This window comes from Glutamicibacter sp. B1 (assembly GCF_039602135.1).
GTDB classification, from domain to species: Bacteria; Actinomycetota; Actinomycetes; order Actinomycetales; family Micrococcaceae; genus Glutamicibacter; species Glutamicibacter ectropisis.
This window is the reverse complement of sequence record NZ_CP125942.1, coordinates 1,228,895-1,249,024: the sequence shown is the minus strand read 5'-3', so window position 1 is coordinate 1,249,024 and position 20,130 is coordinate 1,228,895. Positions and strand designations below refer to the sequence as shown.

Here is a 20,130-nt window from a genome sequence, read left to right as displayed (position 1 = left end):
CCAACAAAGTAACGCATGAACGAAATTCTTCTCGCTCACACCGCGCTTTCTCGACTTACGTGATTGACTCATCATAATGTGACTTAAACAGAAATTCGCCCCACCCTCGTTTGAGGATGAGGCGGTTTCGTGCTATTCGTCCAGGGTGGCCGAGTCGGTTACGTCGACATTACCTGCAGGTGGTTCGTCGGCTGTGCTCCCCGCTGCCAGCCACGGCAGGAAGCGCTGGAAGAATTCCTCCACACCGGGCAGGGCCATGATGCGGGTGACCGCTGCGGCGATGGTCAGTGCCAGCGCCGCGGCGCCGGTAGCTGCTTCTGGGCTGCCCATCGTGGCCGCCGTGTAGATCGACGGGGCCATGGCGGCCAGTGCCACGATGACCGCGAGGATCGTGCGGACGGTAGCTCGCCAGGGGTGCTGGGACTGGGTGGTGACTGCTGCGTGCTTAGCCATGGTGTCTCCTTAGTTGTTGTCGTTGAGCCAACGCTGGATGGCTTTGCCGGTTTCCTTCAACGGCTTGCCGTCCAGGCGCCACTTGCGGGTGTCGTAGTAGACCTTGCCTCGGTGGCCCAGGTCGTCGGCCAGCATGCGCTGGAACTCGACCCAGAACCAGTACCCCGCCTTGCCGTCCTTCTTGAGCGGGGTGCCCTTCTTGACACCACGGGCAGTGAACGGGGTCTTGAGGTAGTAGCCGTTGCGCTGCATCAGCGTCATGGTGTCGGTGATGGTCAGCTTCTCGAACTTGCCATCCCACTGCTTGTTGAGTCCGCCGATGACGTTCTTCAGCAAGATCTGCAGGGCGCCGATCTCCCACGACTTGAAGTTGCCGTTGATCTTCAGATCGGAATAATTGTCGGGGAAGTTCGTAGAACCGTTAGGAACGTTGTCCGGCGACTGGTCCTTGACCTTCGGACGCGACGCCACGGGCACCGTATCGCCTGTGACCTTGCCGCCCAGCTCCTTCTCCCACAGGGCCACGGTGTCCTCGACGCTGCGGTTAGCAGCCCTCCAGGAGAACTCGACGTGCAGGTGATCGGTGTGCGGGTTCACGCCGGTGTACTTGTACCAGCCGGTGTACTTGTAGCCGCCGGAGAAGATCTTCCGGTTGAAGATGATGCACTGGATGCCCAATTCCTTCGAGTTCAGGCGCAGCTGCTCGGCCAGCTCCTGGAACACCTCGATCTTGTCGTACCACTTCAGGCCTAGGTCGAAGGCTCGGCCTTCACCATGCAAGCTGGTGGTGCGGGTGGAGCCGCGCACGGGACGGCAGTTGTAGATACCAGAGTTTCGTCCGCCCTGTTCCTTGTACTTGGCGAGGAACCAAGCCATGGCGCCCTTCGCGCCGGTGGTCGGGCCCTTAGTGCAGGTCTTGGCGCCTGCATAGCCTCGGTAGATCGCCATGGTTACTTACCTCCTAGCGGTTTGATGCCCGCTGCGGGTTCGACATAGTCCGGGTGGTTTGGGTCGGTGACTTCCTCCGGGTTCGGGTCGTCGTACTTTTCCTGGTCGATGGCTTCCATCGGGTTCAGATCAGACATGATGTGTTCCTTTCGGGCATAAAAAACCCAGACACCGTTAGTGCCTGGGCATAAGAAAAGCCACCCTCGGGTGGCTTAGGATTCTGGTGCGTACTTCGATTTCAGCTTGCCAACGTCTTCGACAAGCTTTTCTTGGGCCTTGTCGGATTCCTTGGCGATGACGATGTGCTCGTCTAGTTTTGCCGTGGTCTCGGCGAGTTTGTATGCGGTCTCATTGCTACGGTCCTCGATGCGTTTCACCGCATCCTTGATCGAACCACCATGATTAGGTGTCACCTCGTGGTGAATCCGTTCGGTCTTCTCCTCCAAGGTGAGGATTCGTGCTGACACACCAGGCTCGGCATGCTGCACGATCTGCCCGGATCGGTCTTTCTTCTCGGGCTTGCCATTCCATTGGTCAAGGAACGCTGCGAACTCTTTGAGCCTTGACCAGATGACCTTCACCGGCTTCCAGAAGAACGCGATCAGCAAGATCATTACCGCCGTATAACCAAGCCAACCATTCGGTCCGCCAAGGAACTCAGGAATTATCGGCACATGCGCCCCCTAGGGAGAATTTCGGCATGAATAAGATCAGTTGGCATCCATATCGCCTGATTTTCTGATTTGCCTGGGATGGATACCGGTTCGAATGCGTGCACCCGCCAAACATATTTTTAAGTGTTTCGGATGAAGCAAAATGCTGAATAGTTGAATTAATGGTTGACTTCCTCTTGGTGATGATCGCAGTGAGTACCCTCGGGAGGAACAGAATGAATGCTAATTCCAAAATTAGGAAAAATCTCAAAGCCAGAATCACCCGCGCACGAAAACAGTACGAGTCCTTGGTAATATCGGCTGAGAATATTTCGTATGCCGACTTATCGTTCGATACTTACCACGATCCGGCCAAAGGAAGAACGGAACTTCATCTCAAGCTTCCCACTGTCCCGGATGAAGTAGGGATACTTGCTTCGGAGTGCTTACACCACCTGCGTTCTACACTAAATATGGTTTTGTCATCAGCGATTCGTTCAAGTACAGATGATCCAACGAAGATATCGAAACCCCAGTATCCGATATTCGATACCGCTGAAAAGTTTGACAAAGAAGCACGAAAACGTGACCTAAAAGGAGCAAATGACGCCTTAGTAAACTGGGTTCGGGAGAATCAACCATTTTCGTTTGAGGGAAAGTTGGCAGATTCCTTGTCGTTGCTAAACAAACTCAGTAACTCCGACAAGCACACGGATCTCACCGCAATAGCTACCGCAATGATGAACCCCGCATACATCGAGACATCAAGCATTAGTCCGAGTGAAGACGTTAGAAGCTGGCGTGTAGCAATCCCTATGGCGGTACCTGCATTTGGCTATGTACCAACGATGCTGATGGCGATAGAGACACAGCCTCCGACTGCAAGAATCCATTTCGGCAGTCCCTCCCTGCTCATGCAGTACGTGGACATCTCGGTGGTCTTCGCCGAAGCTCCACAATTCTACGTCGGCGACATTGACCTGATGATTGACGATGTAGAAATCATATGCAACTCCCTCATGGACTTTGTCTAATCGAGCCAGCTAGTCGTTATTTTCGTCGTTAGCAAAGCCCATCTGCCATCCCCTGCATTTTTCGTCTCCGCAGTCGCATTCTGAAACCATTCGACCGTGGACAGCAAGGAACTCCTTCGTAACCCCGGACCGCCTTGCATAGGTTTCTAGAAACTCTTCCTTATCCATGACTCCCCTATTGGTACCTGTGTGGAGGGCATAAAGAATGCGCCCTCCGCACAGGCGCTGCGATCTTGCTATTCAGTCATTGGCGCTTCGGGTTGCAGGTCTTCGGCCTGCCCGCCCCCAGCAATGTACTTCGCCGTGAGTTCCCGGATCTGCTCCGGGATCTCCGCTAACGCCTTGCGGCGTTCCTGCTCAGCTAGTACCTGGTTCAGGTGTTCGGCGAGCTCTTCGTCGTTCAGTGCTGAAAAGTCCACTGGGTTACTCCTTACTGGTATGGGATTGTTCCTACTGCGGAGCCGGGAAGAGTGGTTGGCCACGGGTCAGCAGTGGTGTAAGAACAACCGAACTCCATCAGTGTTCCTGCTGGCATATCTAGGATTCGCAGCAACGACGTGAACGGTGAGATCGGGCGGACAATGTTGCTGGAACGACTCGTGGCGACCCCGGCACGCTGAGATCCGTCATCTGGGCGGAAACCTAGCGGCAGATCCAAGATGGTCATGTGTCCAGCCGTGGAGCTTGTTACCGCCTGCGCTGAGACGTTCACGGTTCGACCCGTCCTGCTGATGCGCAGGTTCGTCACCGTGATCCCGGCTGGCACCAGCGAAGATACGTCGCGGACTCCGGTATCCCCGTAGATCAACTGCTCACGGTTATTCAGGTAGTCCCACACGGATACGGTGCGTCCGGCTGTCTCCCGGACTACGTACCGCTGGTCCTTCGACACCACGGTGCTCACCATGAACTGGGTGACGCGTGCGTACCCCTGCGAGGTCAGGTGAATGTCCGTGGAGGATGAAGCATACTTCAGGCTCAGCGTGGACCCATCAGGATTCGTGATCGCCATAGCCATGTCGATGAAGTACGAAGCACCACCGGGCAAGCTGGTTTCCAGCCATTCGTTGTACTGCTTCCGGACCGCTTCTTCAGGTGCGGAACCGTTGAACCGCGGGAAGATCGAACACAGCACAACGTTCGGACCGGCAAAGGCCCGAAGTTTCAGCCAGCAGTCATAGAACCGCTGCTTCATGGTCGCCAGAGAAGCCCCCGAGCCGAAAATGTCATTCGACCCCATCGCGAAGTACGTGACGTCCGGACGAGCCAACGCCTTCCACTGGTGGAACTTCCACGCTAGGTCATTGGCGAAGTTCGCCAGCGTGTCTCCTGAGGCAGCCCAGAACATCGGCAATGCACCCTCGGCGCGGCATAGCTTGGCCAGCCAGGAATCATGCACCGGCAACGTTGCTGAGACGCCCACACTGAGAGAGTCGCCAACCACCGCTTTCACGGGCGTTGCCTCCGGCACTTCGGCTTCGATCCAGAACATCAGCGGCATCGTCTTCGACATTGTGGAAGGTGTGCTGACCGAGTTCACGGCTGCAGAACCATTGGTGAGTACGAACCCTCCGCCTTGGGCCTCAACGACCATCTGGCCGCTGCCTCCGGTGAAGGCATAGGACAGCAGATACGCCTTCTCCTTCGAAACCTGGTAGTCGAAGAAGTTCGTTATGACTTCAGAACCGCTGCTCGGAGTCGTTATTCCACCCTGGAGGAACTGCTGCGTACCCTCAATCCAGTTGCCCGTGTACTGTCCGAACGCATCTATCTCAGCTTCGCCAATAGACAACGCCGTAATGGTCAGCACGCCAGTGTAGGCGTTGGAATCACGAAGGTTATAGTTGCGAATGTGCGCGCGCCAGCGTGGGATATCAACACCGAAGTTCACCGGGAGACGGCCGCCGAAGTCGGTACGCGTCTGCGCTGCTGAACCACCAGTCAGGGTCAGTGAAGTGCCGACACGCTTCGTCTTGACCCGACGCACCCAGCCCGTAACATTAGCGGTATCCGTGGAGACCGTGCGATCCCAGATACTCGCATCGTCACCGTACTCCATCCACGTCACAGTGCTGGTCGTGGACCCCACAGGGCTGACCAGCACATTGCCCGGACCAGCGCCCAGCGGGATCCCGGTAATGGCATTCACCTGTGTCTGCGTTGGAACACGATAGATCCCGGCGTTCGCCAGTCCAGTCCACGTCGAAACATCACCAGCAGGGACACTCGTCTTGAACTGCAACGCATTCTCTGCGCCAAGCCCAGGATCGCCCTTGTCGCCCTTCGGGCCTTTGACGTTAGTAATCGTCACCCAAGCCATGGGGTCACCTCCATTGTCTTACGTCGCCGGTGCCGGCAGGATCTGTGTTGTCTGCTGGGTTCATGTGCAGCCAGATATATCGGCGTGAAGGTGGCGCGGTTAGCCCTACCCACCAGATCATCGGATTCGCCCCACCAGATCCGAGCTCGATCAAGTCCGAGAGGACTCCACCAGAAGTTGGCACACGAATCTGGAACTCCAGATACGTGATCAGATTGCCGACGTTGTCCAACCACTCGATGCGGACCATGTACCAGGCATCCGCGAGCATGCTCACAGTTGGTTCGAGATTCGTGGAGAACGTGCCGTCGGAACTTGGCGTGACCGTCTGCGTGTTATTTGGTCTGAGACCACCGCCAGACGCGGTGATGTTTCCGGCGTTGAGGGTGAATTTCACAACCCCATTGCGGTTGCCCATGGCCGCACCGCCAATGTCCTTCAAGTTCCCCGTCACTACGGCCATGCCGCCTCCTTAACTAGAAAACCCACCGACTAAGCGGTGGGTTGAGAGAGTTGGTTGATCGCCTCAGCACGGGAGCGCTTGATACGTTCGCCGGCGAGCTGTGTGCTGAGGTCGGCCAGCATGAGATTCGCTATCTGCAGTTCGTTCCGCAGATTGTCGATCACTGCTTGCTGATCCTCTGTTACGGGATCTTGACCGTCTTGGTCTGCCATTCTTCGGCTCCTTAGATTAATGTGTGGAATATGCGCCCAAAACTTATTGCCCTACTCGCTGTCGCCGGGCTCGCCTTGGCCGGCTGTTCTCCAGCGGAAACACCGGCTCCTTCGCCCGAGCCGACATCCGTCCATCCGACAGCAACAGAACAGCCGACAGCAGCACCGGCGAGCGCCGGAACCGAAGAAGCTTTCATTGAGTCTGTAGAAGCACAGATCGCAGGCAAGGAAGAAGCACTCGAAGCTGAACTGCCAGCCAAGAAGATGACGGAGGAATACTGGATCGAACGCGGCGAGGTCTACTGCGAGCAGCAGGCTGCTGGGGAACTGGATCGGCCAACATTCAAAAACGCAACTGAGGGGCAGTTGGAGATTGTCCTTATGGGAGCGTCCATTTCTACTCTTTGCCCCGCGCTGTAACTATTGCACTCGGTAGAAGATCCCGTTTGAATCAACGTGGACGTTGGCTGTGGCTACCGTTGTATTCGGTAGTGCCGCAATTCTCAGTCGGTTATTTGCCACCTCGCTCGCAGTGCCCACAAAGAGCTGAGGGACCCTGGCAACACCTGTAGCTTCGAATTGTCCCCGCGCCCAGATTTTCGTGGCCGTCAAATCGATCGCCCCAGCGCGGGCGGTCACGGTGGACCCGCCTCCCGTTAGCTGGGCCTGTCCGCCGAGGCTTTCCACTATGGCGTCGTTTCCTGCTGTTCCAGTGAATCTCATGCCAAACAGACCTGCAGTAATTCCACCGGCGCCAAAGCCAATGCTGCCCCCATCGCTGGATGGGTCAATCACGACCTGCCCGGCGGTGATCTTACCGGTGTTGAGTACGTTGATGTCGTTGCTGACGTTCAAAGTACCGTCTGCCAAGATTTCCAGGGTTCCGAAGTTCGCTGACCCGTCAGGCCGCAGCTCGAATAGGCCTGCTTGCATGGTGCCGTCCGAGGCGATACCCAGGGCACCGAACTTCGCAGAACCATCCGGGTAGATGATCGACTCGCCAGCCTTGAACTGTCCACCGGCAATGATCTCGAAGTTGCCGGCCACATCAGTTGGCCCAGTCAGGTGATTCACCCCGGAGAAGTTATTCGTACCGCTGAGGTTAGTCACACCGGAACCGTTCAAGGTTCCTGTTACATCCAGCACTCCCCCGACGTTCACGGTGCCCGTGAAGTTGCCTGTACCGATCAGGTTAAGGATGCCCTCGATGTCCACACGGGACCCGGACAGCCAGCGGGTAGACCCACGCTCGACTGCCGTTCTAGACAGCGGAGTCTGAACGGCGAGCGCTCCCTGGTTCTTTTTGAAGCGTTTGAAGCTACCCGAGTTGAGGTTGGGCTTACGTGCCATTGGCGGTCACCTCACTTGGGTTGGAGTTCGAGTTTGATCCAGTCGCTAGTGACGTTGCCGGAGTACTTGATAATTTCGGACAAGTGCCAGCCGTCGGGGATGTGTGCGTCTCCATTGCTGTACCAGCGGACCAGGGTTCCGGGTTTCAGGTCCCACATGTTGCCGAAGCGTGGCGAGTCAGCACGGATGCTGAAGTCGATCTGGCTGATGAGCTTGCGGGCGGCGAGCGCAGAGGTCGCGTTCTTCTGCAGTTGGGCCGCGTCTTTGATGTTCTTGAATTGGTCGATGACTTCGAGTGACATGGGACCGGTTCGGGTTGCGGTGGCTGTGAGCATGTCGATGCCTGATCCTTCACCGATGGCCACCTGGTGGGTGGCCATGGTGCGCCCGGATCGTTTGTAAGTAATTCCTCGCAGATCGGTCTTCGGTGCTGCGAGGTTGACCTCGATGGTTTGGCCTTCGGGGCTGAGGTCTCCTGTGCGCATGGTCCACCGCAGGGAACCGCTGGTATCCCATTCGGGGCGGAAGTCGATGTCGGGGCCGTCGTCGAGATCCATGATTTCGGTGATGGCGTCGAGCACGGTGTCGAGGTTGTACCCGTAGTAGGTCCGTTCTTCTCCTCCGGTGTAGTCGTCTTCGTATCGGATGGGTATGTTCCGCCCGAGGCCGGTGGTGGCCAGCTGCATGAGGCGTTTGACGATGGTGTCGTAGGACAGACCCGAGTAGGTTTTCTTCCAGTTCGTGATGTTCGCCGTGCGGTCTTCAGCAATAAGCCGCAGGTCGAGGATCGACCAGATGTCATCGTGGGTGATCGTGAGTGTTTGGGCGTCGCGGTCGTAGGTGTCATCCCAGATGAGTCCGGCGTATGTGACCACGCCTCCGTCTTCGATCACGATGAATCGTTCCAGCGGTTCCAGGATGCCGGCTTTCATGTGCTCTGCGGTGGCTTCGTCGTTGATGTTGAAGCTGGCGGTGTGGCTGGCACCGTCGTTCGGCGCTCTGGACCAGGGGCAGTCATCCGGGTGGATGAGCGCCTTGTCTGAGAAGTTGGCCGCGGAGACGCTCCATACGCGTGTGCCTTTCATGCTAGGCCTCCTTAGATGTAGGTGTCGGTGACTTCGATGGCTGCTGTTCCGATTCCGGTGGTCAGCGGCGCCAGTGCGATGGCTTGTCCGAGTCCTGGTTCGATGGTGTTCCACTGGTAGTCGTTGAGGCCGCCGGTGACTACTGCTCCGTTGATGCGTAGGATCCCGGTGGCCATGTCCAGGGTGTGGATCTGCGAGCTGGCGAGCGGGGCGGTTACGGAGACAATTTGCCCACCTTTAGTGAGCTTGTAACCTCCGGGCATGTTCCCGCTGATCGTAATGACGGGCAGCGAGGGATAGGTCCCGCGCTGGAACACCGTGACAGCAGCAGATCCGACGCTGGCCGAGAATACTTCGGCGTTGCCATATTTGCGCGGGTCTACGGCTTTGACCTGGATCGAGTATTCGAGCAGCTTGTACGCTGTCCAGTTCATTTCGGGGTTATCCACGAGCTTGACCGTGGCCCATTGGGCTTGGCCATCGATGCGCACCACCATGATCTGCGGTCCGGAAGACAGCAAGGATGAGAGGATGTCAGCGCCTACCCAACGGTCAGCAGACGATTTCGCAGCAAAAGCGCCCTTGATAGTGATGTAGCGTGCTTCGTAGTTGTCGACTGATCCGAAGTCACCGTCCGCGTTGGGGCGAGACGAGTCCCGGGACTTGCGCGAGGGTGCTTTCCACCATCCGTCGATGTCGTCCACTTCGAAGTATCCGTTGCGGTGGGATGGATCGTTCAATTCCATCCCACCTATGGTGAGGCTCAGGTTATCCGCCAAGACCCAGCCCTTCCTTCCTGGCTTCGTTCCGGAACATCGGCCATAGCTTCTGGAACAGCTCTTCCGAATCTGCCCCCTGCACTTGATACACAGGCGCTAGCGTCACGTTCTTCTCAGTAATCTGAGGGGAATGACGAACCGGAGCCGTGGCCGCAGCGAAACCTACCGGCCCCGGAGCATCCGGAACTTCTACCAGGTGCGCCATGGACGCGTCGATCGCCGGTGCCATGTCCTCAACACCGACCAGCACACCTTCGCCGATGTTCTCGCCGAAGCCAGCAAAAACACGGGACGGCGAATGGATGCCGAGCGCCGCTTTGAACGGGCCAACGATCCAGCCAGGCAGCAGGTCGAGGAAGAAGTTTCCGATGGATCCTGCCAGCGAGCCGATGCCGTCGAGCAGGCCTTGGATGATGTTCTTGCCGGTCTCGACCAGCCAGTTTCCGGCTCCGGAGAGGACACCGAGGATCAGGTCAGGCAGGCCGGTGAAAAAATCGACCAGATTCTGACCCATATTTCTGGCGCCGTCTACGAATCCCTGCCACAGCCCGGACAGGAATTCTCCGACCCCGGCCCACATGGCGTTCCATCCCTCGATGAAACCGGCGGTGGCTTCGCCAAGCCACCCCATGAAACCGCCCCAGACCTCGGTGATCCACGCTACGACAGAGTCCCAGTTGGCGATCAGCAGCGCGAGCGCGGCGATCAGCAGGACAATGCCGGCCACGATCCATGTCACCGGGCTTGCCCACATGACAGCGTTGGCGATGCCCTGGGCGATCGCGAACGCGCCGATGGCCAGCACTAGCGGGCCAAGGATCGGCGCGAACTGCGCCAGCCCCTCCAGCAACGGCTCAAGTACCGGTAGCGCGCCGGCCACCATGCCGCCCAGGGCGGACTCCGCCTCGCGGCCCAGAGTGGTCAGCGCGGCCTGTGGCCCATCGGTCAGCGCGGTGGCCAGCTCGTCGGCTTTGCCAGCTGTTTCGCCCAGCCCGCCATCGGCCGAGGTGAGCGCGTCGAGGAATCCCGGGATCTTGTCCTTGCCGATATCCTCCAACGGGGTGCCGAACAGGGCCACCGCGGCGGCGGCCTGCTTGCTTGGATCCTTGATGCCCTGCAGCTCGGACACGATCTGCTGGAACGCACCAGAGGCTTGCTCACCGCCCGCCAGCAGGCTGTTGGCCATGTCCGTTCCGGACAGGCCAATCCCAGCCAAGGCTTCCTGCGCTCCCGTGTCATCCAGGTCGGATGCGCGGATCATGAATTCCTTGAGGGCGTCGCCCGTCTTGTCCATCTGGATCGTGCCACCCTGGGCCGCATCAGCGATCAGCCCCATGGCGTTCGGCCCCTGGATGCCCAGCGCCTGGAAGTCCTTCGAGTACTCGCTGAGCACCGGCAGCAGTTCAGCACGCATCTGCTTGGGCACCTGCTGAGAGGCGGCCGCAAGCAGATCGAATGCCTGCTCGCCATCCTTCGCCAGCCCGGTCTTGACCATCGTGCCCGCCGCAGCGGACGCTTCGGCCACATCGACTTCCAGCGTCTTGGCCAAGGCGGATGCCTGCCCGGTCATGCCCTCAATCACGTCCTGCCCGGCCGACTTCAGCGCCGGGAAGGTGGAGATGACGGACTCGACTGCCGACCCTACATCCGCGAGGGACTCGCCCCAGCCCTCAGTGTAGAGTGCAGCGGTAGCTTCGCCAGCGGCGGCTGCCTGCCCCGGGTTCAAGCCAAGGCCAGCAGAGATTTCGCGGTTGATCTGATCCGCGTCCAGAGCGGTCATGAAGCCCTTGGTCAGTGCCGCGCCAGCCAGTGCGCCAGCGCCAGCCCCCACCCGGGGATCCATCATGCCGGCGAACGCGTCCTTGCCCGCCGCCTTCAACCGGCCGCCCATGGTCTCGGCCGACTTCACCACATCATCGAACGCCTTATCAACATTCTTCGCGTTGCCAATGATGTCGAACATCAGCTTCTGAACAGCCATGGCCACCCTTCCTGCCTAGCGTCGGCGACCCGCCCTCGGCGAGCGCTTGCGTTCGCGGGCTTTCTTTTGTTGTTCGGCCCATTTGTCTGCGTGTCGGACGTAGAGGATCCACATGTCGTATTTCATGTCCCAGACGTTGAGCGGGGTGATTCCTGGCCAGACGTGGGAGATGGTGGGGAGCCAGCGGAAGACGCTTTGCTCGATGTCGTCTATGTGGTCGTTGGACCCGCTTCTTGAGGTTCTTCGTCCGGAGCGGAATCCTTCGGGGTTTCTTTTGGGTCGGCTTTGGCGGTGTCCTCTTCTTCGGTTTCGAATCCGATGGAGCTGAGGGGCATGTCGGTTGCTTCGTCGAAGTCGACGTGTTCGCCGGCGGCTCGGCGGCAGAGGAAGATCATGGCGCGCAGTGCCTGGATTCCGTTCTCGTCTTCGAGGAAGTCGAGGTGGGTTTCGGCGCCTTTGAGGCCGTTGAAGGTCTGCATGATTGTCTTGATGCCCATGCCTGATTTGATCTTGAGAACGTAGAGGTCGCCGAGGCTGGCTTTGGCGATGCCTTCCTTGAGCGGGTATTTCTTGTCGCCGATGATCAGCTTCATGGTTATCCTTTTCCGTTCAGTGCGTCGTTGATGGCTTTTTCTGCCTGGGCCGCGGCTTGCTTGCTGCCTTTGGCGATCGGTTTCCACCAGTAGGGCTGGCCGTACTGGGTGACCCAGTCGCCGCGGCGGTTGCCGAAGGCCGGGTGGCGGAAGGTCTTCTTGTTCCAGACCTTGGCCATGTCGTACTTCTTGCCGCTGGTTTTGCTCGGGGTCTTGGCCGCTTCGATGCGGATTCCCGAGCGGGTCTTGCCGGCGACGACGCGGGTCTTGAGGTTCTGCTTGATGCTTGCGCGCAGGTTGGTGCTGCGTGAGCGTCGGGCTTCGCGTGCGTCGTACACGTTGATGGTGCGCAGGTAGGCTTTGCGGCCGTTGCGTGGCTTGACACGAACGATTTTCTTGCCGGTGCGGACAGCTACGCCGGGCAACGGGCCGGAGAGTTCCTGGCGTTGCCCGGCGATGATGCCGTCACCTACGGATCGGAGGTTGCGGCGGAGGTTGCGCAGCATGCGCGGCCCCTGCTCTTCCTTGACCCGCAGGAGGGTTGCCCGCAGATTCTTCGTGTCGAATTCAATCTGCGGTTCGTTGCCGCTCATCAGTACGCGGTGTCGGTGGACCGGTACACGGCGTAGACCGGTTCGACCCCTGCGAGCAGCCCGTCCAGGGATGTGAAGTCGATGGACTGGGTGATTGGTTCGCCGCCGTTGGAGGCGGGCAGCTGGCCGTCGAGCTTCACCGAGGACAGGAAGATCTGCAAGGTGGGGCGCACCCCGGCGGAGATCTCGGCTCCTGCTTCGAAGGTGAGGACGATCTGCAGCGCTTCCTGGTTCAGGAAGGCGTCGCGCAGCATGTTGTTGTCGTACTCGGCGACCATGGAACCGGTCGCTTCGATCAGGCCGACCTCGGGGCGGCGTCCACGCTTGCCGGCAGAGCCGAAGGTGAAGCCTCCCTCGTCGATGCCGTTGGACAGTGAGAGCGTGAACTCGGTGATGTTGCCGGCGACGGTGCCGCCGGCGGCCAGCGCGGTGCTGGTCGGCGCGGTGACCGAGCCGCCGATGGTGATGGCGCCGTGCACGAAGGTGAACAGCTCCATGTCTGCCGGGTACACGGTCGGCACGTAGGGGGTGTCGGTGACGGTCTCGCGGGCGTTCCAGGTGGTGGACAGCTTCACGATTTCGCCCTGTGCGGCGCTGAACTCCGCGGACTCCACGACAGCGCCGTGGAAGGTGTGCGGCTGGATCGCGCCGCCGCCGATCAGCGGGACGCCCTTCTGGATGGTGTACGACGGCAGCGCACCCTTGGTGTAGGTGTGCACCTGCTGGTAACCCGTACCGGCATCGATCGCGGCGATGGTCGATTCCCCGAAGATCGCATGCAGGAACATTCCAAGACCCTTGGTAGTCGCTTCCACCTCGATGTCCCCGCCGGACATTTCCTTGCCCAGCGCGCGGCGGGCGGTGCGCGGGGCTCGCGACCCTACACGCAAGCCCTCGCCCTGGACCATTTCCGGGTTCCAGGACAGCGACTCGGAGACGAACTCCACGAACTGGTCCGGGGTGGCCGGCACGCCGTAGTCGGTTTCCTTGCCGAGCCCTAGCGAGCAGTCAAGCTGAGTAGTCATCGGTTGCCTCCAACCTGTTCGAAGTTACGTGCTTGCGCCAAGAGCTTGTCCGCTGCTGCTTGAGGCACGCTTATGGTCTGCCCTGCTTTGACGATCTGCCCGAGCAATGGCACGTCGAGGTCGCCCAGTGGGGAGATGTTCTTGATCTTGATGTTCTGAGCCATGCTCGTTCCTATCCTCGGACCCGGTTTTGGGCGGTGAAGGTTGCTGTGACGTCTACGCCGCGGCCGGCCTGCAAGTATTCCTCTGGGGTCTGCCCGTCGGTCTGCACGCCGGTGAGCAGGCACTGGCGTACCACGCCGCCCAGGGTGGTATCGACCATGCGCACGTGCCGTTCGACCCTGCCTAGCAGCTCGAAGGCGCGTTCCTGGGCTGGCAGTTCCTGCGTCTCATCGCCGCCGATGAGGCAGGAGAAGACGACGGTGACGGTCAAGGTTTCCTCGCGGGTGCGCAGATTGCCCATGGTCGCGAAGTCCTGCTGCACTTCCAGCGCCGTCACCGCGATGATCTCGTCAGGCTGGAAGCTCCCGGGCATGCCGGGCGCAACCAGGACATTCTCGGTATCTGCGATTTCGGCCATGATCGCCTTGATCGCTTCGAACAAGGCCTTCTTGAACGCCATGCCCGCGGTAAAGGTCGAACTCATGCGAAACCGCCTATCTGCTCGTGCGGGGCGCACAGCTCCACAACGCGGCGTGGAACGGCGAAACCGGAGGGAGTGAACACTTCATCGGTCGGATCGCTGCGGACGCCGGAGCCGCCCGCGTACTGCTTGCCGAGCTGCACCCAGTGGCGCACCAACTCGCGCGCAGCGAGGCGGACATTCGGCGGAACGCTGTCAGCGCCGAGCTGGACGGTGGCCACGAGCGTTCCCACGGGGAAAGTTCCCAATTGCTGGCGAGTGCCGGCATAGAGGATTCCATGCTCCACATACCAGTCAGCCACGGGCACACCGTCAACGCTGACCTGCGTCACCGTCCGGGCCGTCCAATCCAGCAGCACCGAACTGCCGCCGCCAGCAGCCGTCACGGTTACCGTTGAAAGCAGGATCGGGCCAGTGATGTCCTCGATAACCGGAGTAGCCGCCGCGATATACAGACGAAGATCATCGATGTACTGATCACTGGCGCGACCTGCGTTCAGACCGGCGAGCGCGTCATCGATGCTGATGATGAAGCGCGGGTCGGTTGGCCAGACGTCGAAGATGTCCGTATAGACCAGGCCGGTGTCGGTGGACCAGACGATGCGCCACCGCCCGGCCATGGTGGCCGGGATCTGGGCGGTGCCGGCGGCTTGGTCAACGGTGGCGGTTCCCGTCGTGCCGTCGGGGCGGGTGACCTCGGCTGTGAGCGTGGCAGTCTCCGGACGGGTCTTCCATTCGGTCGTGTACGTTGAGCCGAGATCAACCGCCGCCATCAGGACTCCTTGGACTTAGCAGCCGGTGCCTTCGGCTTTTCCTTGGCCGCTGCGGCCTTGGCTTCGGCTTCGGCCTTGGCAGCTTCTTCTTTCACCTTGGCTTCGGCAGCCAGGGCTTCCTTGACTTCCTCGCGGATGGACGCGAGCGACTTGTTGCCGGCAGGGGTTACAGCCTTCTCGGCGCCGTCTGCGACTGTCGCGGTCTCGGCTGCATCGGGGTCTTCTGCGATGCCCTGCGCGATCAGCTGGGCGGCTTCCTCGGCGGGAAGCTCGATAGTCTGTCCGGGCTTGGGCCATTTCTTGCCGTTGCGCGATCCGGAGATCAGCGCACGCATGCGCACTAGAGGTGCCATGATCGTTCCTTTCAAAGACAGGGAAGGCGCCACTGGCGGCCGCCTATGGGGGTGACGGCCGCCAGTGATACCGACTTGGTTAGGCTGCTGGCAGCAGCAGGTGCTTCACGGCACCGGACTGGTCCATCAGCAGGCCATCACCGCGCACCAGAGCGCGGAAGGTGATGACGTCCTTGTTGAATCCGAAGTGCTCCGAGGATTCGAAGCGGACTCCGTTGACCAGGCGCACCACGTAGGAGGCCAGATCGCCGAACAGCAGCGGCTTGGCGTTGGCGCCCATCACTGGCATGTACGGGTCGGTGCGAACCGGCTTGCCCTCGATGGTGTCGGGGGTACCGGCGATGACCGAGGCCTGCCAGATGTAGTTCTGGTTGCCGTCCTTCAGCTTGCGCAGGTAGCCGGCGGTGGTGTCCTCCATGACCCAGGAAGCTGACGGGCGGTTCCGGTATGGGCCAATGACGGAGTAGAACAGGTCGATCACGTCATCGAAGGTCGGGGTCAGCGTTGCCGCGGTCTTGCCCAGGGTGGAGCTGCCGACGACGCCGGCTGGTTCGCTGGTGCCGGTGCCGACGATCAGCTTCTCGCCCAGCGCGTTGCCGATGGCCCAGCCTGCAGCGCGAGCAAGGTAGCCCTCCAGATCCACGCCGGTGTCGTCCAAGAGTTCCTTTGGCACCTCGATCAAGTCGCCGTACTTGTACGAACCGAGGGTCCGCTTGCCGAAGACCGGATCGGACTGCGGGATTACGCCGCCCTCGGAGACCTGCGCACCCTGCGGGTGGGTCACGGTCACTGGGACGTCGATGTTCTCGCCGCTCGTGGTGGTCCAGGTGGTGGCACCGCCTACCAGCATGGTGGCTACCTCGATGGCGTGCTCCATGAGCTTGCCATAGAAGGTCGTCGGAACGGTGGCACCACCGGCGCCCAGGGTGCCGGTGGACAGCGCGCGAGTTTCTTCCTTGGTCCCGAAGCCCTCGAAGCTGCGCGATTCGCCCTTCAGGAAGGAGCGCAGCTGCTCCTCGGTTTCGGTTGCGCCGCCGCGCTGCTCCGGAGTGCCGGTCACGCCGGCCTTTTCCAGTGCATCACCAGCAGCACGGGTGCGCTCCTTGGCCTGCACCAGGGAGTCAGCCTGCTTGCGCAGGGAGTCCATGTCGGAGCTCATCTTCTCGAACTGCTCGGTTTCCTCGCCGGAGAGGCTGCGCTCTTCCTTCTCGGCGTTGTCCAGCAAAGCGCGCATCTGCGCCTCGATGTTCTTGCGCTGCTCCATGAGCAGCTGTTCCATGGTCTTGGCCACGATGGATCATTCCTTTCAGAAATGACGAAAGCACAGCACGATGCCGGGCCTTGGGTGATTTCGGAATGCGGGTGGTTTGCTACCTGCCCACGGGTTTAGAGCATGTGCTCTGCGAGCTGGGCCCGACGCGACTGCGCATCGAGCTTGGCTCGTAATTCGCCGATAGACGGATGAGTTGCGCCCTGTCCGTCCACCGGCTTCTCCTCGTGCCCGTGGGCTCGGGAAGCTTCTTTGTTGTGCAGCAGGCTGGCCAGAGTGTTGCCCTCGGCCGCCTTGCGCACCTCTTCCAGATCCAGCTCGTTGCGTTCCGCGAGGGAGCGCAGGCCGGTCGTGGTGTCCCGGTAGGCAGGCGTGACTACAGGGGCCACATCGGCAAGCTGAACCGCTTTCAGCGTGCGCAGCGGGAAGTCCTCGTCGGTGTATCCCCAGTCGTCCTCCATGGTGCGGAAGGCGAAGGAGCTGAAGCGGAGGTCTCCGCGCTCGGCGAGCGCCTTGACGTCGCGGCCTACGGAAGTGTCCGGGAGGTCCACTTCGTACCAGAGGCCGGTGCCGTCTACGCCGAGTCGCAGGGTCTCGGCCAGCAGGGTTCCGAGCAGTGCGTCATCCGAGTGGTTGAAGCGTGCCAGGACGTCGCCGCCATCGGCAAGAGTCTTGTTGAAGGCGGCCGGATCTACTTGCTCGACGAAGCCGCCGAGGTTCTGGCTGTAGCGGTTAAACACTGCGGCGTATCCGAACAGCACACCGATTCCGTTGGCGGAGGCTCGCAGTTCGATCTTGGCTGTGTGGAACCGCCGCTCGATGTCTTTGATTTTCACGAGGTTTCCTCCTTCGGTGCGGTGGGTTGCTTGCCGTAGTTCTTCAGCCATTCCTGCTTTTGCTTGTCGGTCAGGATTGGGCGTTCTTCCAGCTCGCGGCCTTCGTCCTGGGTGAGCAGGCCAATTTCCAGATTGAGCTTGTTCACTTCGGTGCGGGTCTTGATGTCGGTACGCACCAGGGCGTCCGGGTTGAACTTCATATAGTGGAAGTCCGGGAGCAGCCGGGTGATGTGGTGCTCCAGGCGGGTGAAGATCGGCTGCAAGGCCCGGGTCTGGAATTTGATCTGGTTCATTTCCAACGTGGAGTACGTCAGCGAGCTGCCGGCTTCTCCTCCGATGTCCGATGGGTCTACCCGGTAGATTGCTGCGATCTGGTTGGCCGTGGCCTTGATCGTCTCCAAGAACTGGGCCTCGTTCGGTTTAACCGAGAGCGCTTCCCAATCCCAGTCGCTGCCCGAAACAAACAAGTCGTTGTTCGAGACAGCGGCCTTGAACCGGGCCTTCGCCTTGGCGGAATCTGATCCGGTCAGCGATCCCTTGTTGTACTTCAGGTGCCCGGAAGGGGTGGACCCGTTCTTGAACCAGTCGGCGCCGTACTGCTCGGCCGAGCTGCCCGTTTCCAGCATTCGCCGGAACTGTCCAATCGGCGACAGACCCACCACGGAGCCGGGGACCGGATACCACGGGATGTGCACGACGGTGCTGGGATCCAGATCCTTGCCCTTGTACTGGTACTTGGGCTGGCTTCCGCTCTCGTCCACCGTCACCTGGTCGGGATGCAACCAGGCAAGCTTGGATGGAACACCAGCGGTGTCCACGGCAACGATCAGCCCGTACGCGTTGCCGCGCAGCAGGAAGCTGGTGGTGTACTGGTGCAGCCATTCGATGCGGGTCATCGTGGCCGCGGGGTGCGGGTCGAGCAGGAGCGGCGACTGATGCTTCGCCTTGACCTTGGAACCGCCCGTGGATTCGTACTCGCTGCAGGGCATGATCGCGATCGAGTCGGCAATCAAGCTGGTGGCCGCGTACAACGGCACCAGGCGAAGCGCCGACTTCATCGACCCGTCCAGGCCCTTTCCGCTCCCGAAGATGCTGAACCAGCCATCATTCGAGGAGCGGGCTTCAATGCTCGATCGTCGGAACAGGCTCATGCGCGCGTCCTCCGATCAATCAGCCAAGAGAGCACCAGCAGCAGCACGCCGGCCGCGGCCAGCGCCCCGGGGACCGAGTACGCGGCCACGGCGAGCGCGATAGCAGCAATGACTAGTAGGGATCCGAGCAGGTCAAGGATGCTTGTGAGCCCTACAGGACGTAGGTCATCCGAGCGTTTCATCGACATCGTAGGCGTCCTCTCTCTTCTCGATGTACAGCCAGCGGGCCAGGGCGACTGCGTACATGGGCGATATGTCCTTGAGTTCCCGGCCGCGGGCGAAGACGAACGCCTTGTCGGCGATGATGCGCTTGACCGTGCAGGCCATGGCATCGTTCAGGAGCGAATCATCCGGGAAGCGGAGGCTTCCCACCAGGGCCTTGTCGTAGAAGTCGCCACAGGCGGCCACACGCTTCGGGCCAGTGACGGTGATGACTTCGAAGCCTTCATCTTCCAGATCCTGTTTCAAAGACACTGCGGAGCCGTTGCCGTCGATTGCGACATGACTGCCGCCCAGTACTTCCCTGAGCCGTTTCAGCTCGGCTACGACGTTCTGAGTGCCATCCAGCCGGTCGAATACCTCGACGTACGCATTGGCTTTGACATCCATGGGTTTGGCCGCCAGCGCGATGGATGCGAAGTCCCGCTCCGGGGAAACATCAATCGCCCAGAACGGCGTGCCCTGCCAGGATTCGTCATCGGTGGGCACGAAGTTCTTCTTCCAAGCAAGCTCGGGAATCAGCTTCGGTGGCCCCTTGGCAGCAGGCCACCATCCCAACCAGGCGCGTTCCCACTCGGTTTTGTCTGTCGTGTTCACGCGCAGGTTCATCACGCGTTCGGCTTCGATGGTGTAGCCGATGGCCGGGTGGCAGCCGAGCAAGGTTTCAACGTCATTCGGATCCGAGTCCACCGGCGCCGAGTACTCGATATAGCAGGTCCTCGACTCCACGCCTGCATCAATCAGCGCCCGGCCCAGATCCACCTTGTCCTTCAGGTACGCCGAGGACGTATCGCCTGCTGCCGACAGCACCCACATCTGGGAGCCGACAATGGTCATCAGCGTCGGCTGCAGACCGCCTTCCAGCATGCTGTCCCGGTGCACGTACGCTTCGTCGATGTGCGCTTCGTCGTTCGCGTCGCCGTGGCCGGATTCGCGCTTCACCGCATCGATGGCCAGTTCGGCCCCGTTGATGAAGCGCACGGCCTCCTCGCCTCCGCGCCACCGTGGCTTCGTCAGGAACATGTCCAGCGGAGAACGGTGCAGCGGCAGGTAGTAGTCATCCTTGAGCCGCTTGAGCGCCTTCAGCCGGTTCTGGGCCGTGTAGATCATCCGGGCGTCCTGCGTCGTCAGCGCTCGGTGTGTCAGCTTCCCGCGGCTAATGGTGGTCTTCCCAGCACGACGCAACACAATGATGATCACCGTGTCATACCAGAAACCACCAGTGCGTGGATCAATCTCGCAGGCCACGTTCAAAGCATCACGCTGCCACGGCATCGGGGTATTGCCCATGGCCTTCATGACCTTGGCAACCTGGCCACCGCGAGTCTCCCTCTGCGGGTTGCGAGGCGTCGCGTACAGCGGCGCGGGATTCCGCGGAGCATACAGCGACTCCACG

General features: G+C 60.4%; 26 protein-coding genes. 2 read left to right on the top strand and 24 right to left on the bottom strand.

The window, feature by feature from the left end; genetic code table 11:
- Positions 1-132: 132 nt before the first annotated feature.
- The 4 genes from QMQ05_RS05850 to QMQ05_RS05835 form a co-directional block, all read right to left on the bottom strand.
- Positions 133-453, bottom strand: coding sequence for a hypothetical protein (locus QMQ05_RS05850; protein ID WP_345473776.1), 321 nt, complete (start codon positions 451-453; stop codon positions 133-135).
- Positions 454-462: 9 nt separating this feature from the next.
- Complete coding sequence (locus tag QMQ05_RS05845; RefSeq protein ID WP_345473774.1) at positions 463-1,401, bottom strand: hypothetical protein; 939 nt, start codon at positions 1,399-1,401, stop codon at positions 463-465.
- 2 nt (positions 1,402-1,403) lie between these two features.
- Positions 1,404-1,538 carry a hypothetical protein gene (locus tag QMQ05_RS05840; RefSeq protein WP_345473772.1) on the bottom strand — a complete coding sequence of 45 codons (135 nt, stop codon included), beginning with the start codon at positions 1,536-1,538 and terminating at the stop codon, positions 1,404-1,406.
- Positions 1,539-1,613: 75 nt separating this feature from the next.
- The gene (locus QMQ05_RS05835) at positions 1,614-2,075 is read right to left on the bottom strand and encodes a hypothetical protein (RefSeq protein WP_345473770.1); all 462 of its coding nucleotides are present in this window, start codon (positions 2,073-2,075) and stop codon (positions 1,614-1,616) included.
- Between the two features lie 215 nt (positions 2,076-2,290).
- On the opposite strand from QMQ05_RS05835, the gene QMQ05_RS05830 reads away from it, so the two are divergent.
- Positions 2,291-3,088 (top strand): hypothetical protein, encoded by a 798-nt coding sequence (locus QMQ05_RS05830; protein ID WP_345473768.1) that lies wholly within the window; start codon positions 2,291-2,293, stop codon positions 3,086-3,088.
- Positions 3,089-3,324: 236 nt separating this feature from the next.
- Here QMQ05_RS05830 and QMQ05_RS05825 read toward each other — a convergent pair whose 3' ends face one another.
- From QMQ05_RS05825 to QMQ05_RS05810, 4 genes are read right to left on the bottom strand one after another with little or no spacing between them, the layout of a single operon-like run.
- Positions 3,325-3,507 (bottom strand): hypothetical protein, encoded by a 183-nt coding sequence (locus tag QMQ05_RS05825; protein ID WP_345473766.1) that lies wholly within the window; start codon positions 3,505-3,507, stop codon positions 3,325-3,327.
- Positions 3,508-3,518: 11 nt separating this feature from the next.
- A complete protein-coding gene (locus QMQ05_RS05820; RefSeq protein WP_345473764.1) occupies positions 3,519-5,408 on the bottom strand; it encodes an SGNH/GDSL hydrolase family protein in 1,890 nt (629 codons plus the stop codon).
- 4 nt (positions 5,409-5,412) lie between these two features.
- Positions 5,413-5,871 (bottom strand): hypothetical protein, encoded by a 459-nt coding sequence (locus QMQ05_RS05815; RefSeq protein WP_345473762.1) that lies wholly within the window; start codon positions 5,869-5,871, stop codon positions 5,413-5,415.
- Between the two features lie 29 nt (positions 5,872-5,900).
- A complete protein-coding gene (locus tag QMQ05_RS05810; RefSeq protein ID WP_345473761.1) occupies positions 5,901-6,083 on the bottom strand; it encodes a hypothetical protein in 183 nt (60 codons plus the stop codon).
- A gap of 30 nt (positions 6,084-6,113) precedes the next feature.
- On the opposite strand from QMQ05_RS05810, the gene QMQ05_RS05805 reads away from it, so the two are divergent.
- Positions 6,114-6,503: a hypothetical protein gene (locus tag QMQ05_RS05805; protein WP_345473759.1), complete on the top strand. Its 390-nt coding sequence runs from the start codon at positions 6,114-6,116 to the stop codon at positions 6,501-6,503.
- On the opposite strand, the gene QMQ05_RS05800 is transcribed toward QMQ05_RS05805, so the two are convergent.
- From QMQ05_RS05800 to QMQ05_RS05725, 16 genes are all read right to left on the bottom strand, one after another.
- Positions 6,504-7,433, bottom strand: coding sequence for a hypothetical protein (locus QMQ05_RS05800; protein WP_345473757.1), 930 nt, complete (start codon positions 7,431-7,433; stop codon positions 6,504-6,506). It abuts the gene before it with no gap.
- Between the two features lie 11 nt (positions 7,434-7,444).
- Positions 7,445-8,518, bottom strand: coding sequence for a hypothetical protein (locus QMQ05_RS05795; RefSeq protein WP_345473755.1), 1,074 nt, complete (start codon positions 8,516-8,518; stop codon positions 7,445-7,447).
- Positions 8,519-8,529: 11 nt separating this feature from the next.
- Complete coding sequence (locus QMQ05_RS05790; RefSeq protein WP_345473754.1) at positions 8,530-9,264, bottom strand: hypothetical protein; 735 nt, start codon at positions 9,262-9,264, stop codon at positions 8,530-8,532.
- Between the two features lie 22 nt (positions 9,265-9,286).
- Positions 9,287-11,278, bottom strand: a complete 1,992-nt coding sequence (locus tag QMQ05_RS05785; RefSeq protein ID WP_345473753.1) for a hypothetical protein — start codon at positions 11,276-11,278, stop codon at positions 9,287-9,289.
- Positions 11,279-11,487: 209 nt separating this feature from the next.
- Positions 11,488-11,871, bottom strand: coding sequence for a hypothetical protein (locus tag QMQ05_RS05780; RefSeq protein WP_345473751.1), 384 nt, complete (start codon positions 11,869-11,871; stop codon positions 11,488-11,490).
- A 2-nt stretch (positions 11,872-11,873) separates the two neighbouring features.
- Positions 11,874-12,464: a hypothetical protein gene (locus tag QMQ05_RS05775; protein ID WP_345473749.1), complete on the bottom strand. Its 591-nt coding sequence runs from the start codon at positions 12,462-12,464 to the stop codon at positions 11,874-11,876.
- Positions 12,464-13,489 (bottom strand): phage tail tube protein, encoded by a 1,026-nt coding sequence (locus QMQ05_RS05770; RefSeq protein WP_345473748.1) that lies wholly within the window; start codon positions 13,487-13,489, stop codon positions 12,464-12,466. The genes QMQ05_RS05775 and QMQ05_RS05770 overlap by 1 nt, the downstream gene beginning before the upstream one ends.
- Entirely contained in the window at positions 13,486-13,653 is a 168-nt protein-coding gene (locus tag QMQ05_RS05765) for a hypothetical protein (RefSeq protein WP_321171450.1), read from the bottom strand. Before QMQ05_RS05765 ends, QMQ05_RS05770 begins: the two co-directional genes overlap by 4 nt.
- Before the next feature lie 8 nt (positions 13,654-13,661).
- Entirely contained in the window at positions 13,662-14,135 is a 474-nt protein-coding gene (locus tag QMQ05_RS05760) for a hypothetical protein (protein ID WP_345473746.1), read from the bottom strand.
- The gene (locus QMQ05_RS05755) at positions 14,132-14,905 is read right to left on the bottom strand and encodes a hypothetical protein (RefSeq protein ID WP_345473745.1); all 774 of its coding nucleotides are present in this window, start codon (positions 14,903-14,905) and stop codon (positions 14,132-14,134) included. The genes QMQ05_RS05760 and QMQ05_RS05755 overlap by 4 nt, the downstream gene beginning before the upstream one ends.
- Complete coding sequence (locus QMQ05_RS05750; RefSeq protein ID WP_345473743.1) at positions 14,905-15,258, bottom strand: hypothetical protein; 354 nt, start codon at positions 15,256-15,258, stop codon at positions 14,905-14,907. Before QMQ05_RS05750 ends, QMQ05_RS05755 begins: the two co-directional genes overlap by 1 nt.
- A 79-nt stretch (positions 15,259-15,337) precedes the next feature.
- Positions 15,338-16,522: a phage major capsid protein gene (locus QMQ05_RS05745; protein WP_345474650.1), complete on the bottom strand. Its 1,185-nt coding sequence runs from the start codon at positions 16,520-16,522 to the stop codon at positions 15,338-15,340.
- 122 nt (positions 16,523-16,644) lie between these two features.
- A complete protein-coding gene (locus QMQ05_RS05740) occupies positions 16,645-17,364 on the bottom strand; it encodes an HK97 family phage prohead protease (protein WP_052253607.1) in 720 nt (239 codons plus the stop codon).
- Complete coding sequence (locus QMQ05_RS05735; protein ID WP_345473741.1) at positions 17,361-18,515, bottom strand: phage portal protein; 1,155 nt, start codon at positions 18,513-18,515, stop codon at positions 17,361-17,363. Before QMQ05_RS05735 ends, QMQ05_RS05740 begins: the two co-directional genes overlap by 4 nt.
- A complete protein-coding gene (locus QMQ05_RS05730) occupies positions 18,512-18,703 on the bottom strand; it encodes a hypothetical protein (protein WP_345473739.1) in 192 nt (63 codons plus the stop codon). The genes QMQ05_RS05735 and QMQ05_RS05730 overlap by 4 nt, the downstream gene beginning before the upstream one ends.
- Positions 18,681-20,129: a hypothetical protein gene (locus QMQ05_RS05725; protein ID WP_345473737.1), complete on the bottom strand. Its 1,449-nt coding sequence runs from the start codon at positions 20,127-20,129 to the stop codon at positions 18,681-18,683. Before QMQ05_RS05725 ends, QMQ05_RS05730 begins: the two co-directional genes overlap by 23 nt.
- Position 20,130: the final 1 nt, after the last annotated feature.